This is a genomic window from Rhizobium sp. Leaf311, from assembly GCF_001423445.1.
Lineage (GTDB): Bacteria > Pseudomonadota > Alphaproteobacteria > Rhizobiales > Rhizobiaceae > Agrobacterium.
Genome location: NZ_LMNZ01000016.1, coordinates 41,464 through 56,079 on the forward strand (window position 1 = coordinate 41,464; position 14,616 = coordinate 56,079).

The 14,616-nt window shown below is 57.3% G+C and carries 12 protein-coding genes and 1 tRNA gene; 8 read left to right on the plus strand and 5 right to left on the minus strand.

Annotated features, from left to right (window positions below):
* Positions 1-2: 2 nt before the first annotated feature.
* Positions 3-1,052, plus strand: a complete 1,050-nt coding sequence (locus tag ASF69_RS15310; protein ID WP_062588936.1) for a Gfo/Idh/MocA family oxidoreductase — start codon at positions 3-5, stop codon at positions 1,050-1,052.
* 170 nt (positions 1,053-1,222) lie between these two features.
* On the plus strand, positions 1,223-2,560 hold the full coding sequence (locus ASF69_RS15315; RefSeq protein WP_280136389.1) for a Gfo/Idh/MocA family oxidoreductase: 1,338 nt from the start codon (positions 1,223-1,225) through the stop codon (positions 2,558-2,560).
* Between the two features lie 275 nt (positions 2,561-2,835).
* Here ASF69_RS15315 and ASF69_RS15320 read toward each other — a convergent pair whose 3' ends face one another.
* Together ASF69_RS15320 and ASF69_RS15325 are read right to left on the minus strand one after the other, a co-directional pair.
* The gene (locus ASF69_RS15320; RefSeq protein ID WP_062588940.1) at positions 2,836-3,585 is read right to left on the minus strand and encodes an SDR family NAD(P)-dependent oxidoreductase; all 750 of its coding nucleotides are present in this window, start codon (positions 3,583-3,585) and stop codon (positions 2,836-2,838) included.
* Positions 3,586-3,602: 17 nt separating this feature from the next.
* Entirely contained in the window at positions 3,603-4,184 is a 582-nt protein-coding gene (locus ASF69_RS15325; RefSeq protein WP_062588942.1) for a nucleoside 2-deoxyribosyltransferase, read from the minus strand.
* Between the two features lie 162 nt (positions 4,185-4,346).
* On the opposite strand from ASF69_RS15325, the gene ASF69_RS15330 reads away from it, so the two are divergent.
* Together ASF69_RS15330 and ASF69_RS15335 are read left to right on the plus strand one after the other, a co-directional pair.
* Entirely contained in the window at positions 4,347-4,973 is a 627-nt protein-coding gene (locus ASF69_RS15330) for a ribonuclease D (RefSeq protein ID WP_062588982.1), read from the plus strand.
* 278 nt (positions 4,974-5,251) lie between these two features.
* Positions 5,252-6,862 (plus strand): hypothetical protein, encoded by a 1,611-nt coding sequence (locus tag ASF69_RS15335; RefSeq protein WP_062588943.1) that lies wholly within the window; start codon positions 5,252-5,254, stop codon positions 6,860-6,862.
* A 101-nt stretch (positions 6,863-6,963) separates the two neighbouring features.
* Here the strand turns inward: ASF69_RS15335 and rpsA are convergent, their stop codons facing one another.
* Both rpsA and cmk read right to left on the minus strand, forming a co-directional pair.
* Positions 6,964-8,664 carry a 30S ribosomal protein S1 gene (gene rpsA / locus ASF69_RS15340; RefSeq protein ID WP_062588945.1) on the minus strand — a complete coding sequence of 567 codons (1,701 nt, stop codon included), beginning with the start codon at positions 8,662-8,664 and terminating at the stop codon, positions 6,964-6,966.
* Between the two features lie 170 nt (positions 8,665-8,834).
* Positions 8,835-9,467 carry a (d)CMP kinase gene (cmk, locus tag ASF69_RS15345; RefSeq protein WP_062588946.1) on the minus strand — a complete coding sequence of 211 codons (633 nt, stop codon included), beginning with the start codon at positions 9,465-9,467 and terminating at the stop codon, positions 8,835-8,837.
* Positions 9,468-9,693: 226 nt separating this feature from the next.
* Here cmk and ASF69_RS15350 point away from each other — a divergent pair, with 226 nt between their 5' ends.
* The 4 genes from ASF69_RS15350 to treZ all read left to right on the plus strand — a co-directional run bounded on the left by ASF69_RS15350 (position 9,694) and on the right by treZ (position 13,611).
* A complete protein-coding gene (locus ASF69_RS15350) occupies positions 9,694-10,080 on the plus strand; it encodes a TIGR02300 family protein (RefSeq protein WP_062588948.1) in 387 nt (128 codons plus the stop codon).
* 149 nt (positions 10,081-10,229) lie between these two features.
* Positions 10,230-10,305: transfer RNA gene (locus ASF69_RS15355), tRNA-Ala, on the plus strand.
* Positions 10,306-10,601: 296 nt separating this feature from the next.
* Positions 10,602-11,765, plus strand: a complete 1,164-nt coding sequence (locus tag ASF69_RS15360) for a zinc-dependent alcohol dehydrogenase (protein WP_062588950.1) — start codon at positions 10,602-10,604, stop codon at positions 11,763-11,765.
* A 55-nt stretch (positions 11,766-11,820) separates the two neighbouring features.
* The gene (treZ, locus tag ASF69_RS15365; RefSeq protein ID WP_062588951.1) at positions 11,821-13,611 is read left to right on the plus strand and encodes a malto-oligosyltrehalose trehalohydrolase; all 1,791 of its coding nucleotides are present in this window, start codon (positions 11,821-11,823) and stop codon (positions 13,609-13,611) included.
* Positions 13,612-13,678: 67 nt separating this feature from the next.
* On the opposite strand, the gene ASF69_RS15370 is transcribed toward treZ, so the two are convergent.
* Complete coding sequence (locus ASF69_RS15370; RefSeq protein ID WP_062588953.1) at positions 13,679-14,599, minus strand: SMP-30/gluconolactonase/LRE family protein; 921 nt, start codon at positions 14,597-14,599, stop codon at positions 13,679-13,681.
* Positions 14,600-14,616: the final 17 nt, after the last annotated feature.

The following is a 14,616-nucleotide window of genomic DNA, read 5'->3' on the forward strand; positions in this document are numbered from 1 at the left end:
TCATGAAACTTCTTATTCTTGGAACAGGTGGCATGGCCAATACGCATGCCATGCACTTCTCGCAGATTTCTGGCGTCGAAGTGGTCGCAGCTGTCGATGTGGATGATGTTATCGTGCGGGCCTTTGCCGTGCGCCACAATATTCCAATGACCTTCACATCGCTGGACGATGCCATTGCCTGGGGCGAATTCGATGCCGTTGCCAATGTCACGCCGGACGCCATTCACCACCCGACCAGCCTGAAGCTTCTGGCGGCGGGCAAGCATGTGTTTTGCGAAAAGCCGCTGGCCGAAACCTATGCCAAAGCCGCTGAAATGGCCGATGCTGCGGAAAAATCCGGCCTCGTCGCCATGGTCAACCTGACCTACCGCAATGTGGCACCGCTGCAGGCCGCACGGCAGATGGTTCTGGATGGCAAAATCGGCAAGATGCGCCATCTGGAAGCCTCCTATCTGCAAAGCTGGCTGGTTTCCAAAGCCTGGGGGGACTGGATGACCGAGAGCAAGTGGCTCTGGCGCCTGTCCACCAAGCACGGCTCCAACGGCGTGCTGGGCGATGTGGGCATCCACATTCTCGACTTCGCATCCTACGGCGCAGCCAGCGATGTCGACCGCATCTTCACACGCCTGAAGACCTTCGAGAAATATGAGGGCAACAAGATCGACGTCTACGATCTCGACGCCAATGACAGCTTCACCATGACCGCCGAGCTTGAAAACGGCGCCATGGGCGTGATTCACGCCAGCCGGTGGGCAACGGGGCACCTCAACGAGCTGCGCCTTCGCCTGCACGGCGACAAGGGTGCGGTCGAGGTGATCCACACGCCCGACTATTCCACCCTGCGCGGCTGCCTTGGCGAGGATGTGGAAAAAGCAATCTGGCGGGATATCGAGGTGGAGCCGGTGGAAACCAACTACCAGAAATTCGCAAAGGCCGTGATGGAAGGTGGCAAGGCAGACCCCGATTTCCGCCACGCGGCCAACCTGCAGAAGGTGCTGGATCTCTCCATCGTCACCGACCGCGAAAGACGCGAAATTTCGGTCACGGCGTGACCGGTTTCTCTCATCAGACAACCAAAAGAGGCGGCCTTAGGGTCGCCTTTTTCTTTGCCCGCGCCGGTGAAATGAGTGCATTGCAGCATCGCAATTCCGCTTGCCTTGAAATCATATTATGACTTTAATGTTAGATACTACCAATTTACGGTACGACCTTCAGATCGTTGATGCGGGCATGTCGCTGCGGTCAGATACGCAAAGCAAAGGGTAAAGCAGTGAAAATCGCCATTGTAGGGTGCGGATCGCGTCACAAGATGTTCCGAGATTCCGTGACTGAAGCTTACGCGGACAGGCACGAAATCGTCGCCTTGTGTGACAGCAATGCTCATCGGCTGGGAGAGGCTGCGAAGGCGATTTCCAGGCCCGGCACCAACGGCGTTCCCACCTACCTTGCCGAGAATTTCGACCAGCTGATTGCCGAGCAGAAGCCTGATACGATCGTGGTCGCAACGCCGGATTTCCTGCATTCGGATTATATCGTGCGTGCATTCGAGGCGGGATGCGATGTTATCTGCGAAAAGCCGCTGACGATCGATCTTGCCAGATTGAAGCAGATTGTCGATGCGCAGGCCCGCACGGGGCGTAAGGTCATGGTGACTTTCAACTACCGTTATTCGCCTGCCCGCACGCAGATCAAGGACATGCTGGCATCCGGCGTGATTGGAACCGTGACCGCCGTAGACTTCCGCTGGCATCTCGACCGCGTCCATGGGGCGGATTACTTCCGGCGCTGGCACAGGCAGAAGGAAAATTCAGGCGGCCTTCTGGTCCATAAATCCACGCACCATTTCGATCTGCTCAACTGGTGGCTGGCATCGGCGCCAACACAGGTTTTTGCTTCTGGCCAACGCGCCTTCTACCGTCCCGAAACCGCCGTTGCTTTGGGGTTGCAGGACCATGGGCCCCGTTGCGCGGACTGTCCCGTGGCGCAGCGATGCGCCTTCCGGCTGGATCTTTCCGCAGACGAGCAATTGCGCTCTCTTTACCTCGACGCCGAGGAGGAGGATGGCTATTTCCGTGATCGTTGCGTGTTCGATGCCGATATCGGCATAGAGGACACGATGCAGGCCCATATCCGCTACGCCTCCGGCGTGACCGCCAACTATACGTTGACCGCCTATTCCCCATGGGAAGGCCTGGAAATCCGTTTTCAGGGCACGAAGGGAGAAATCACGCACAAGCATGTCGAAGTGCATGGCGTCTTTGGCGGCGTTCGCGCTCATGCCGATGAGGAAGCGGTGACGACGGAGTTGCACCTGGCGGGCGAGAAGCCGGTGATGATCGACGTGGCCCAGGGCAAGGGCACCCATGGCGGCGCTGATCCTGTCATGCTTGGCTACATATTTGCGCCCGATACCATGGAGCCGGACCGCCACGGCCGCGCATCGGACCATATATCCGGCGCATGGTCCATTCTGACAGGCATAGCGGCAAACGCATCCATCGAAACGGGATCTGCCGTTGATATCCAGACAATGCTGAAATCACGTGGCATCCGGATTTAGTGCTGACTGAATGGAGATAAATGTCCCAGAAAGTGGAAAAGCCTGCCGCGGGAGGAGGTGCGGCAGGCTTTAAACTTGATCGACAACTGGGAGGAGGAGTGTTGTCGATCCACATCTTGCGACGCTGGGAGGAGGAGTGCGTCGCTTCGATGATTTAAATATAGCGATGGTGCCGGAATTTAACAGAGCCAGTCTCGCAATGCAGCAATGCATTTAATGCATAGGTCGTGAAACGATGCCCGGTTTTTCATCACATTCCTGTTGGGGGTGCGTGATCAGCTGTCCCTGTGCACCTGAAACCCGGCAAAGGACTGGTTGACCGGCATTATCTCAATGCTGTTGATGTTAATATGCTTGGGCTGGGTCGCAACCCAATGGATCGTGTTGGCGATATCATCCGGCATAATGGGATTGACGCCCTTGTAGAGCGTATCTGAAGCGTCCTGATTGCCGCCGGTCCGCACCACGGTAAACTCGGTTTCGCACATGCCGGGTTCGATTGACGTAACCCTCACACCCTTGCCATGCAGGTCGGAGCGCAGCCCCAGAGAAAACTGGCGCAGAAAGGCTTTTGTGGCGGCATAGACATTGCCACCGGCATAGGGCCAATGGGCGGCGACGGAGGACAGGTTTATGACGACGCCACGCCGCTCTATGAGACCTGGCAGTAGGTGATGCGTGATGTTCAACAGACCGGTAATGTTTGTGTTGACCATGGTGTGCCAGTCCTTGAGTGGAACCTGGGGTGCTGGCGCTGTGCCAAGTGCCAGCCCGGCATTGTTCACCAATATGTCTACGTCTCGAAATTCCGCTGGCAAGGCCGCAAATTGCGATGCCATCGCCGCTTCGTCGGTAATATCGAAAACCATGCTGTGGAAGTTCTGGCCGAGTTCGGCTGCCAATGCCGCAAGACGATCTGCGCGGCGGCCTGTGCCAATGACTTTCCAGCCGTCCCTCGCAAAAAGGCGGGCGGTTGCCAGACCGAATCCCGAGGTCGCCCCGGTGATGAGAATTGTTCCGCTCATATGAATATCTCCCGCTATCAAGCTGTCTTTTTAAGAAGTGTCTCGGCTGCCCGTCGAAGGCATTCCCTGAAGGCCGTCAGGTCGGTGTAAATTGCATCTGCAGGCGCGTCGCCCACGACAACGGCACCACCTCGCCGAACGATGCCGCCATGGAGCATGAGATTGTCAGCCATATCGAAATTCTCAATGGAAAGTCCATCGGGGCCCCGGTACCGTCCTGTTTCATCCTGCGTCGCCACCCCACCATAATGGCCCAGGATGCGCGTAAAGTGATTGGCGGCGATATTGGTGTAGGCAAAAACCGGCTTGCCTAAGGCACACATGAAGCCCAGCTCGTAGCTTGTGCCAGTATCGGCTGCAATACCGCGAAAGGGTGTGAGGTTGGCGATGACCGCATCCGCTTCGAGCATCATTTGCTCGTCGATGGCATTGATATTGCATCCATGGCCAATTTTCGTATCCGCGGGTGGTATTTCCAAGTCGCCCGGAGAAAGGGGCGTAAAGCCTGCTTGACGGGCAAGGTCTGCCTTTGCGTCCAGCATTTCACGTGCATTCGGCAGAAAGACTTCCGGGCCGGCGAGATAGATTTTGACTGACATGGGGATGAAGCACTTTTGAGAACCAGAGACTATGAAGGCACCCTACAGCGCGCCTTCATGGCCGCGCAAGGCCGCATCCGCCATGAAAAGCGAGATGAAGCGGTATCGCAATCAAGCGCTTTCGGTTATAGCCCCAACACCAATCCAGCCGTGGAGAGAAGAATGGCAGCGACGATCCGTTATCATGAAGGCGATATTTCAAAGGCCGATGCTGACCGCTATACCGGCGCAATCGCCATCGACACGGAAACGCTTGGCCTGATACCGCGTCGAGATCGCCTTTGTGTCGTGCAGCTTTCCCCCGGCGATGGCAGCGCAGACGTCATTCGCATCGCCGCCGGACAGACGTCAGCCCCGAATCTGGTTGCCATGCTGGAAGATCCCGCGCGTCAGAAAATCTTCCACTATGGGCGTTTCGATATCGCTGTGCTGTTCCACACCTTCGGCGTCACATCCTCCCCGGTCTTCTGCACAAAGATCGCATCGAGGCTTTGCCGCACCTATACGGATCGGCACGGGCTGAAGGACAATCTGAAGGAACTGCTTGAAGTCGACATCTCCAAGGCGCAGCAATCCTCCGACTGGGCGGCTGAAAAGCTCTCCCAGGCCCAGTTGGAGTATGCGGCTTCCGACGTTCTTTACCTCCACGCCCTGCGTGACAAGCTGACTGCCCGCCTGCTGCGCGATGGCCGCTATGAGCACGCCGAAGCCTGCTTTGCATTCCTTCCCACCAGAGCCAAGCTTGATCTGCTTGGCTGGGAAGACACCGATATTTTCGCCCACAGCTGATCGTCGGCACCCCTGATACGTAAAATGACATTGACTTCGCGCCACCTTGGTTAGCGGATCGTTAATCTTTTGCGGTCACTCTCTCCTTAGATGATTCGACATTTCCGTTTCGCTATTGGTTTGCAAGACCCGCGACCTTGAGCGATCCACGCACCGCATGAGCGGTCGCCCATAGGACCTGTGATGTCGCAGAGATTCCCATCCGGGAAAGGTGCGAATGTAGCTGATACGCGTCGGCGCAGGACGTTCCGGCCTATCAACAACAAGGAATTGCTGCCATGCTGCCGCCTGTCAGCGCCGTTTCGGCGGTTGATATCTCTTTTCAGCCAGCCAGCACCCGTCCGGAAAACGTAACACCGGCGGCTGCGGCAATCGCTCCGCTCCAGATTGAGCAGGAGGATGCAACAGCGGGGGCCAGCGCAATGGCTCGCGCGGTTTCAGGAGAACTTCGTCTGGCACAGAATGCCGGCGTCCTTGCCGAAACACTCGGAAAACTGCTGAACATTGCCCGCATGGATGGCGAGGCGGCCGACGCCTATATTGATCGCCTTGTGATGACGATGCAGTCCCTGCCCGCCGACGAACGTGCCGCGCTGGAAAAGCAATTGGGTACCATCCTGCGCGGCGTCACCCTTTCCATGCTCACTGATGCCCTCAGAAACTCGGCAGGGCCAGATGCGGCGCGGCTTGCTGTCATGTTTGAACTTGCCCGTTCCAGCGGCGGCGCGCGCGGCGCCAAGCCGCCGATCTCTTCCTATTTGCAGGATCTGATACCCGCCAACCTGACAGCGCTGCCGCCGCCGGTTCGGGGTGTTTCCATGGCACCAGCCCTGCCCGCCAGCCCACTCTCGGAAGCAGCGAAAACCGCCTTGCTTATGGGTAGCGGAGACGAGCAGATGCCTCGCCCGCTGTCTCAATCACAAGGGATTGGCACCCCCTCGCAAAGCGCAAGCCTGACGCCACCCGCTGCGTCTTCGGGTAACCCGCCCATCCGGACCGCTAGCGCGACAGCACCAGCAGCGCAGGCCTCTGTACCCACTCCGGCTGGCGGGTCCGCGAGCACAACATCTGTCGCGCCCGGCGCCATGCTTGCAATAGCAGGAAAAAGTGACGGCGAATTACCACCTGCATCGGCAATGCGTCCTACACCGCCTCAGGCTCAGAACCTATCGACGGACGTACACGCCGTCAGGACCACGCTGCCCGAAGAGACGGTACCCATCGGAAGGGCACCGGCAGCACCACTCCAATCCGCCGATGGTAAGGCCCCTTCCGCTTTGCCCAACCCATTCGCTGCTGCTTCAGCCAAGGACATGGAAGGATTGCTTCTGGCTGCGCTTCTTCGATCAACCCCAGCCCAGGCGCAGGTTTTGGATGAGGCAATCGGACTGCCGCCGCAGGCCCTCCAGCCTCAGGATGAGCAGCTCGCAAAGCAGCACGCTATGGCATCGCCAAACATGCCGGCCTCAACGAAGGACAGTGCGCAGGAAGACGCGGTCTCGGGCACAATGCCGCGCCACGAGGCAGCCGTCGCGCATAGATCAGGACCGGCGACAGAGCTGGATGCCGCCCTTTTTACCCAACCCGGCCCGCATTCCGCAGCAGCAGCGATGATGGCCAAGGAAGGAATTCCGCTTCCCTTCGTTCATTATCCCGCTGGCGAAGACGAGCATGAGGGCGATGCGCCGCCGCGCGGGCGGTGGCCGTCCTCGGAAGGCGGATATGAGGAGGACAGTGGCGAAGGCCAACCAGACGGCGGCTCCGATCAGGAGGAGCGTGCGGCCGCCAATGACGAGATTATCGACCACTCCCTTTCCGATGGCGCGAATGATGATGCATCGGCGGGCAGTGCCGAATCCTATTATCTGCGGATGAGCGACGCGTCCTGAGACTTGAGCAGATCAAACAGCTGGCGCCTGCATGGGGCGACAAAAACTAAAAAACCCGCCGGATTGCTCCGGCGGGTTTCTCATTTCAAAGGCAGGGACGATTACTCGCCGCGGTTCTTCAGAGCCGCGCCAAGAATGTCGCCGAGCGAAGCGCCGCTGTCGGACGAACCGAACTGAGCAACAGCTTCCTTCTCTTCTGCGATTTCCAGAGCCTTGATCGAAAGCATGACTTTGCGATCCTTCTTGGAGAAGTTGACGACGCGTGCGTCGAGAACCTGACCAACCGAGAAACGCTCAGGACGCTGATCGTCACGATCACGTGCCAGGTCGTTGCGGCGGATGAAGGATGTGAGGTCTTCGTGTGCAACGAGCTTCACTTCGATGCCACCTTCGTTCACGCCGATGACTTCAGCGGAAACAACGGCGTTCTTGCGCAGTTCGCCAGATGTTGCGGCTTCGCCGACAGCATCCTTGCCGAGCTGCTTGATACCGAGCGAGATGCGTTCCTTCTCGACGTCTACATCCAGAACGACGGCCTTGACGGTATCGCCCTTGTTGTATTCCTCGATGACCTGCTCGCCTGGACGGTTCCAGTCGAGGTCAGACAGGTGAACCATGCCGTCAACGTCGCCTTCGAGGCCGATGAACAGGCCGAATTCGGTCTTGTTCTTGACTTCGCCTTCAACTTCAGTGCCGGCCGGATGGCTGTAGGCAAATGCCTGCCATGGGTTTTCGAGGGTCTGCTTGAGACCGAGCGAAATACGACGCTTGGAAGGATCGACTTCGAGAACGACAACGTCGACTTCCTGGCTTGTGGACAGGATCTTGCCGGGATGTACGTTCTTCTTGGTCCAGGACATTTCGGAAATGTGGATCAGGCCTTCGATGCCTGGCTCCAGCTCGACGAATGCACCGTAGTCGGTGATGTTCGTGACGGTACCAGAGATCTTCTTGCCAACCGGGTACTTGGCAGAGATGCCATCCCATGGATCCGACTCGAGCTGCTTCATGCCGAGCGAGATACGGTGGGTTTCCTGGTTGATACGGATGATCTGAACCTTGACCGACTGGCCAATGTTAAGGATTTCCGAAGGATGGTTGACGCGGCGCCATGCCATGTCGGTGACGTGCAGCAGGCCGTCGATGCCGCCGAGGTCAACGAACGCACCGTAATCGGTGATGTTCTTGACGACGCCGTCAACAACCTGGCCTTCTTCGAGGTTCTGAACGATTTCAGAACGCTGCTCGGCGCGGGACTCTTCAAGAACCGTACGACGCGATACAACGATGTTGCCGCGACGCTTGTCCATCTTGAGGATTTCGAAGGGCTGCGGGTTGTGCATCAGAGGCGTTACGTCGCGGATCGGACGAATGTCGACCTGCGAACGTGGAAGGAAGGCAACAGCGCCATCCAGATCGACGGTGAAGCCACCCTTGACCTGGTTGAAGATAACGCCTTCGACGCGCTCGCCAGCTTCGAACTTGGCTTCGAGCTTGACCCAGCTCTCTTCGCGGCGAGCCTTCTCGCGCGACAGAACGGCTTCGCCCAGAGCGTTTTCAATGCGCTCAACATAAACTTCGACTTCGTCGCCGACCTTGAGAGTGCCGTCCTTGGACTTCGCACCGAATTCCTTCAGCGGAACGCGGCCTTCGACCTTGAGGCCGACGTCAACGATTGCAACATCCTTTTCGATCGCCGTAACGATACCTTTGGCAACATAGCCTTCAGCAAGGTCGTTGGAAGAAAAGGACTCTTCGAGCAGGGCTGCGAAATCGTCGCGCGTGGGTGTAGCTACTGACATTAAATCTCCTGAGAGTGCTCCGCAAGGAGCACAAAGCGCCGGGGGTTCGCGTTGATCACTCCCGAAATCCATGCCCGCCTCTTGAACATTGTGAGGCTTTCCGGCGCAGGACATGCTTTCGGGACATTCCGGTCTAAACGGGGTCCGAACTTTCGGGGTCCCCGCAAATCTCATTTCTTCAGAGCAGCATCGATGATCGACTTGGCTGCCTGAAACGCCGCCTCTATACCCATTTCCGACGTATCAAGCAAGTGCGCGTCTTCAGCTGGTTTCAACGGACTGTCGGCGCGACCCATATCGCGCTCGTCACGCTTCTTCACATCCGCGAAAACGGCGTCGAAATCCGCGGCATTGCCAGAGGCAACAATCTCGTCATATCGGCGCCGCGCACGGACCTCCGGCGAAGCCGTGACATAGAGCTTTACCTGCGCATCCGGGCAGACGACCGTACCGATATCCCTGCCATCCAGCACGGTGCCCGGCTCCTTGCCCGCAAAGCCACGTTGCGCCTCAACCAACGCGCGCCTTACAGCCGGCATGACCGCCACTTTGGATGCGGCCTCCCCCACCTCATGTCTTGCCAGCACAGCGCGGTCCAGCCCCGCCAGATCCAGCGTCAGCGCTGTTCGTTCAGCAACGGCCTCGTCATCCAGCGGCAGGCCAGCATCCAGCAACGCCTTGGCTGTGGCGCGATACGTCAAACCCGTGTCCAGATGGTGAAAGCCGTAGACCTCGGCGATCCTTCGCGACAGCGTGCCTTTGCCTGCGGCAGCTGGGCCATCGATAGCAATGGTGAAAGTCATTATAATATATCCTGCTCTGGCGTAACGAAGGATGATGCTGGTGCTTCTTATAAGTGCCGATACCGATCATCAAGAGAGGCGTGAACCTGGAGCGCTCAGACCGCTCTTGAAGTTTATCTTTGACAGGAAAGGCATCAGCGATTAATGGGACCGGCTAGAATTTACCGTCTACTGCCGGAAACACGGCGTAAACACCGAACTCATCTCACAATTTGAGGCTTAGACAGTGGCAAAAGCGGACCTTGGAACCAAGCGCACAGACCCGGATACCGGCAAGAAATTTTACGACCTGAACCGCGATCCCATCGTATCTCCTTATACGGGCAAGTCCTGGCCGCTTTCCTTCTTCGAGGAAACGACTGCCGCTGCAAAGATGGAGCAGGCTGAAGAGGAAGATGTTGCCGAAGTCGATACCGAAAACACGGAAGTCGAACTGGTGCCTCTGGAAGACGCCGATGGCGATGCCAGCGCTGATGAAATTCCAGATATCGACGGCGACGACGATGTCGAACTCGACGATGACGACGATACATTCCTGGAAGCCGACGAAGACGAAGATGACGACGATGTTTCCGACATCATCGGCGTGAACGGCGACGACGACGAGTCCTGATTTCCACACAATTTTTCGCCCGGCGTCAAAAAAATGTCGTCGGGCGAATTTTTCGGCTTGCCAATGCACCACAGCGCAAGTATCAAGCCGCCACCGAACGCAATCAAACGCTTCGGTTCCCGGAACCGGATAAATGCCGGAACCCTCATGGGGCTATAGCTCAGCTGGGAGAGCGCTTGCATGGCATGCAAGAGGTCAGCGGTTCGATCCCGCTTAGCTCCACCAAATCCTTCAAATCGTTTCTCCACGCTATTTCAAATCATCATCCGGCGCATTGCTCATCCTAGAACGAATCCGTCGCTGTTGCGTCGTTCAAGTGCGTTTCATTGAAGAAACAGTCCGCGTCCTGTTTGCGGTGCGATAATATCGAGGAACATTCGGTCCTCTGGCGTGTTCCCCATTCAACCTGACTGAAAAGACCATCACAACCGAACGATGCTCGCCCTCGATATGATGAGGTTGGTAGAGTTTGACCGTTGGCCTGATCCGTCTTCTGGAACTCAGCAAGAAGGAACGCCCACATGAAAGCTCTGACATGGCACGGAAGCGGCGATATTCGTTGTGAAGTGGTGGATGACCCTATCATCCAGGACGACCGGGACGCGATCATCAAGGTGACCAGTTGCGCAATCTGTGGATCGGACCTTCACCTTTATGGCGGGTTCGTGCCCGGCATGCATTCAGGCGATGTCATGGGCCACGAGACCATGGGCGAAGTGGTGGAAGTGGGTCGCGGAAATTCCAAGCTTAAGGTTGGAGACCGGGTCGTCGTCCCATTCACCATTTCCTGCGGCGATTGCCGCATGTGCAAGAGCGGCCTGTTTTCGCTTTGCGAACGTTCAAACCCATCCGGCGCAATGCAGGCCAAGCAAATCGGTTATCCCACAGCCGGACTGTTTGGCTACTCCGAAATGTACGGTCGGTTCCCTGGTGGCCAGGCTGAATATCTTCGTATTCCCTACGCGGATGTCGGGCCCATCAAGGTGCCTGAAGGTCTCAGCGACGAACAAGTTCTGTTTCTAAGTGACATTTTTCCGACAGGTTATATGGCCGCGGAAAATTGCGATATCAAACCCGGGCAGACCATTGCCGTATTTGGCTGCGGACCCGTAGGCCTTTTCGCGATCAAGTCTGCTTTCCTCTTGGGTGCAGAACGCGTCATCGCTATCGACACTATTCCGGAACGTCTGGCACTTGCCCAGCAGTCTGGCGCTGAAACGCTGGATTATGACGACGAGGACCTGCAGCAGCGCATTCTCGACATGACCAACGGCCAGGGCCCCGACGCCGTAATCGAGGCGGTCGGCATGGAAAGCCATGGGACCGGAGGCGTCATGGAAACGCTTCAGAGCAAGATGACATCGACAGAGCGGCCCTATGCCCTCAGCCAGGCCATTCTTGCGTGCCGCCCCGGTGGCACAGTTTCGCTCCCCGGCGTTTTCATCGGCTCTGCCGTACCAACGCCGCTCGGTGCCTTTGTGGGCAAGGGCCTGACCATGAAAACCGGGCAGACGCATGTCCAGCGCTACCTCGAGCCACTGATGCAGCTGATTGTGGATGGCAAGATTGATCCATCGTTCCTGATCACGCACCGCATTGGCCTCCAAGAAGGGCCAGATGCCTACAAGACTTTCCGCGACAAGACCGATGGTTGCGTCAAGGTCGTCATTCGCCCGCACGGCTGACACACCGAACGAGCAACCAAAGCGTCAGTATTTTTGCAATTACAGGGTTCGTTACATGCTTGATAATCTGGCTCTTAAGGATGGACAGGGAAACAGCCGGGCCGAAGAAGCCTGGGGACCTGTTTTTGTTGCAGGCGGAACTAGGTTTCGCCTGTGGGCTCCCGCTCAGCAACAAGTAAAACTCCGCCTTTCCGGCGACCATGCAATGACCCGTTCCGACGATGGCTGGTTTGATGTCTTCATCGACCACCAGCCTTTCGGGGAAACTTACGGGTTCGTGCTGGACGACGGGCGCGTGGTGGCAGATCCCGCCTCGCGCCAGCAACAGGGCGATGTTTTCGGCCCGTCGGTACTGACCGACCCCCGTGCTTACAACTGGGAAAACCAGGACTGGCGCGGGCGACCCTGGCACGAAACGCTGGTCCAGGAGATCCACATAGGTACCTTTACGGAAGCGGGAACCTTTGCGGCAGCAGCGGAAAAGCTCGAACACATTGCACAGATCGGAATAACTGCGGTCGAAATCATGCCGCTCGCGCATTTCCCTGGATCAAGGGGATGGGGCTATGATGGCGTGCTGCAATATGCGCCGCATAGCGCTTATGGCTCTCCCGATGACCTGAAGGCCTTTGTCGACAAGGCGCATGGGCTCGGCCTGATGGTTTTCCTCGACGTTGTCTATAATCACTTCGGCCCCGAGGGGAACTTCCTCGGTGTCTACGCGCCTGAATTCTTCCGCGAGGGGCAAGACAACGACTGGGGTGCGCAAATCGATTTCAGTCGACAGCCTGTAAGACGTTATTTCATCGACAATGCGATCTATTGGCTGAGAGAGTACCACCTGGACGGTCTACGGCTGGATGCGGTAGACGCGATCAAGGATGAAACCAAGCCTCATATTCTCGAGGAAATTTCCTCAACGGTTCGGCGGTCTTTCACCGACCGTCAGGTGCATCTGATGATCGAAAACCCGCCGAATGGCACTGACCTTCTCACGGAGGGGCTTTTTATCGCGGACTGGAATGACGGATTCCACCACGTCATTCGTCGCATAGCCACCGGCGAAACGTCCGGTATCTTTGAAAAATTTGCCGACCACCCGTTCGACAAGCTGCGCAAGATTATGTCCGCCGGATATCTGGAGCCTGGCGAGCCGATTGTCGGCACGGAGCTTCCTCCGAGCGAATGCCTGCCCCCTACCGCCTTCATTCACTTCCTACAAAATCACGATCAGGTTGGAAACCGGGCCATGGGCGACCGGTTGCATATGACAGCAGACGATGATTTTTACCGGGCACTGACGGCGATGCTGATCTTGTCCCCGCAGGTGCCGCTGCTATTCATGGGGGACACCTATAAGGATGAAAGGCCGTTCCATTTCTTTTCCGACTACACCGGGGAACTCGCGAAATCCATCCGCGATAATCGGCCGCCGCAGGCTGAGAATTTTGGTGGCTATCCTGAAGGAAAATCAGAGAAGGATATTCCCGACCCCAATGCTGAGGCCACGTTCGAAGGATCAAAGCTCGATTGGGCGAAGGCGGATACTGCCGATGGCAAGGAATGGTCGGCCCTGCTTCGGCGGTTGATCGAAATTCGTCGTGAGACAATCATGCCCTGGCTTCCAGAAGCTGGAGCATATTCCGGCCGAGTGGTGGAAGCGCCAGACGACTGCGTGTTTGTCGACTGGAAAATAGGAAGCGCCATCCTGCAGTTGCGCCTCAACCTCTCCGATCAGCCCGTTTCCGTTCATGATGTCGGAGAACGCATATGGCCGGAACAGAGTGCCGCGGCTTCTTCAGATGTCATCCCCCGAAGCGTTTCGTTTTTCTTCAAACATCCCTGATGTGCTGATTTCCGGCCTGCATAGGGCCGGAAATCGACCTCTTCCGAGGTGAGACTCTCATACTGCGTCAGGGGTGCTGGGCGCCGGTGGCGCAGACATACACGGAATATAGCGACCTAGTTGCCGTAATGAACAAGCGGTTGCGGCGCGGTCCGCCAAAAGTGAGGTTGGCAATTGTCTGCGGCACAAGGATTTTGCCGAGAAGCGTTCCATCAGGCGCAAAACAGTGGACTCCATCTCCAGCACTCGTCCAGACATTACCCTCAGTGTCCAGACGAAAGCCGTCCGGCAACCCCTTGTCGATGGTTGCAAAAACACGGCCATTGGTCAGACGGCAGCCATCCATCACGTCAAAGACACGGATGTGTCTTGGCCATGCCTCGTCGTGGCTCGAAGCCGAGTCAGCGATGTAGAGGAATTTTTCGCAGGGAGAGAACGCCAGGCCGTTGGGCTGGCCGAAATCATCTGCGACGATGGTGAGGTCCCCGCTTAGAGGATCGAGACGAAACACGTTGCGGGTGGCAAGCTCGGGCTTCGCCTTATAGCCCTCATAATCGGACATGATGCCGTAGCTTGGATCGGTAAACCAGATGCTGCCATCCGACCGAACGACCACGTCATTGGGAGAATTCAGCCGCTTGCCTTCAAAGCTTTCGGCCAGCACCGTGATGCGGCCATCCAGTTCGGTGCGCGTCACGCGGCGCCCGCCATGTTCGCATGTGATCAAGCGGCCCTCTCGATCCCGCGTGTTGCCGTTGGCGAAGTTGGACGGTGCTCGAAAGATGGAAACGTCGCCGCCGGATGCGTAGCGCAGCAAACGCTGGTTCGGGATATCGCTGAAAATCACGCATTCCAGATCAGCGAACCAGACCGGCCCCTCGGCCCAGCGGCAATCGCTGTACAATTCTTCCAGAGCCGAACTCGGGACAATCAGGTGGCGGAAGCGTGGATCGTGGATTTCGTAAATCCCGGCGCGGGCGTTCGGCATGATGGTTTCCGGTAATT

Bases quoted from the DNA above. Each gene is read 5' to 3' on its own strand.
- ASF69_RS15310 (WP_062588936.1), top strand. From the start codon at position 3: ATGAAACTTCTTATTCTTGGAACAGGTGGCATGGCCAATACGCATGCC.
- ASF69_RS15315 (WP_280136389.1), top strand. From the start codon at position 1,223: ATGCGGGCATGTCGCTGCGGTCAGATACGCAAAGCAAAGGGTAAAGCA.
- ASF69_RS15320 (WP_062588940.1), bottom strand. From the start codon at position 3,585: ATGAGCGGAACAATTCTCATCACCGGGGCGACCTCGGGATTCGGTCTG.
- ASF69_RS15325 (WP_062588942.1), bottom strand. From the start codon at position 4,184: ATGTCAGTCAAAATCTATCTCGCCGGCCCGGAAGTCTTTCTGCCGAAT.
- ASF69_RS15330 (WP_062588982.1), top strand. From the start codon at position 4,347: ATGGCAGCGACGATCCGTTATCATGAAGGCGATATTTCAAAGGCCGAT.
- ASF69_RS15335 (WP_062588943.1), top strand. From the start codon at position 5,252: ATGCTGCCGCCTGTCAGCGCCGTTTCGGCGGTTGATATCTCTTTTCAG.
- rpsA (WP_062588945.1), bottom strand. From the start codon at position 8,664: ATGTCAGTAGCTACACCCACGCGCGACGATTTCGCAGCCCTGCTCGAA.
- cmk (WP_062588946.1), bottom strand. From the start codon at position 9,467: ATGACTTTCACCATTGCTATCGATGGCCCAGCTGCCGCAGGCAAAGGC.
- ASF69_RS15360 (WP_062588950.1), top strand. From the start codon at position 10,602: ATGAAAGCTCTGACATGGCACGGAAGCGGCGATATTCGTTGTGAAGTG.
- treZ (WP_062588951.1), top strand. From the start codon at position 11,821: ATGCTTGATAATCTGGCTCTTAAGGATGGACAGGGAAACAGCCGGGCC.
- ASF69_RS15370 (WP_062588953.1), bottom strand. From the start codon at position 14,599: ATGCCGAACGCCCGCGCCGGGATTTACGAAATCCACGATCCACGCTTC.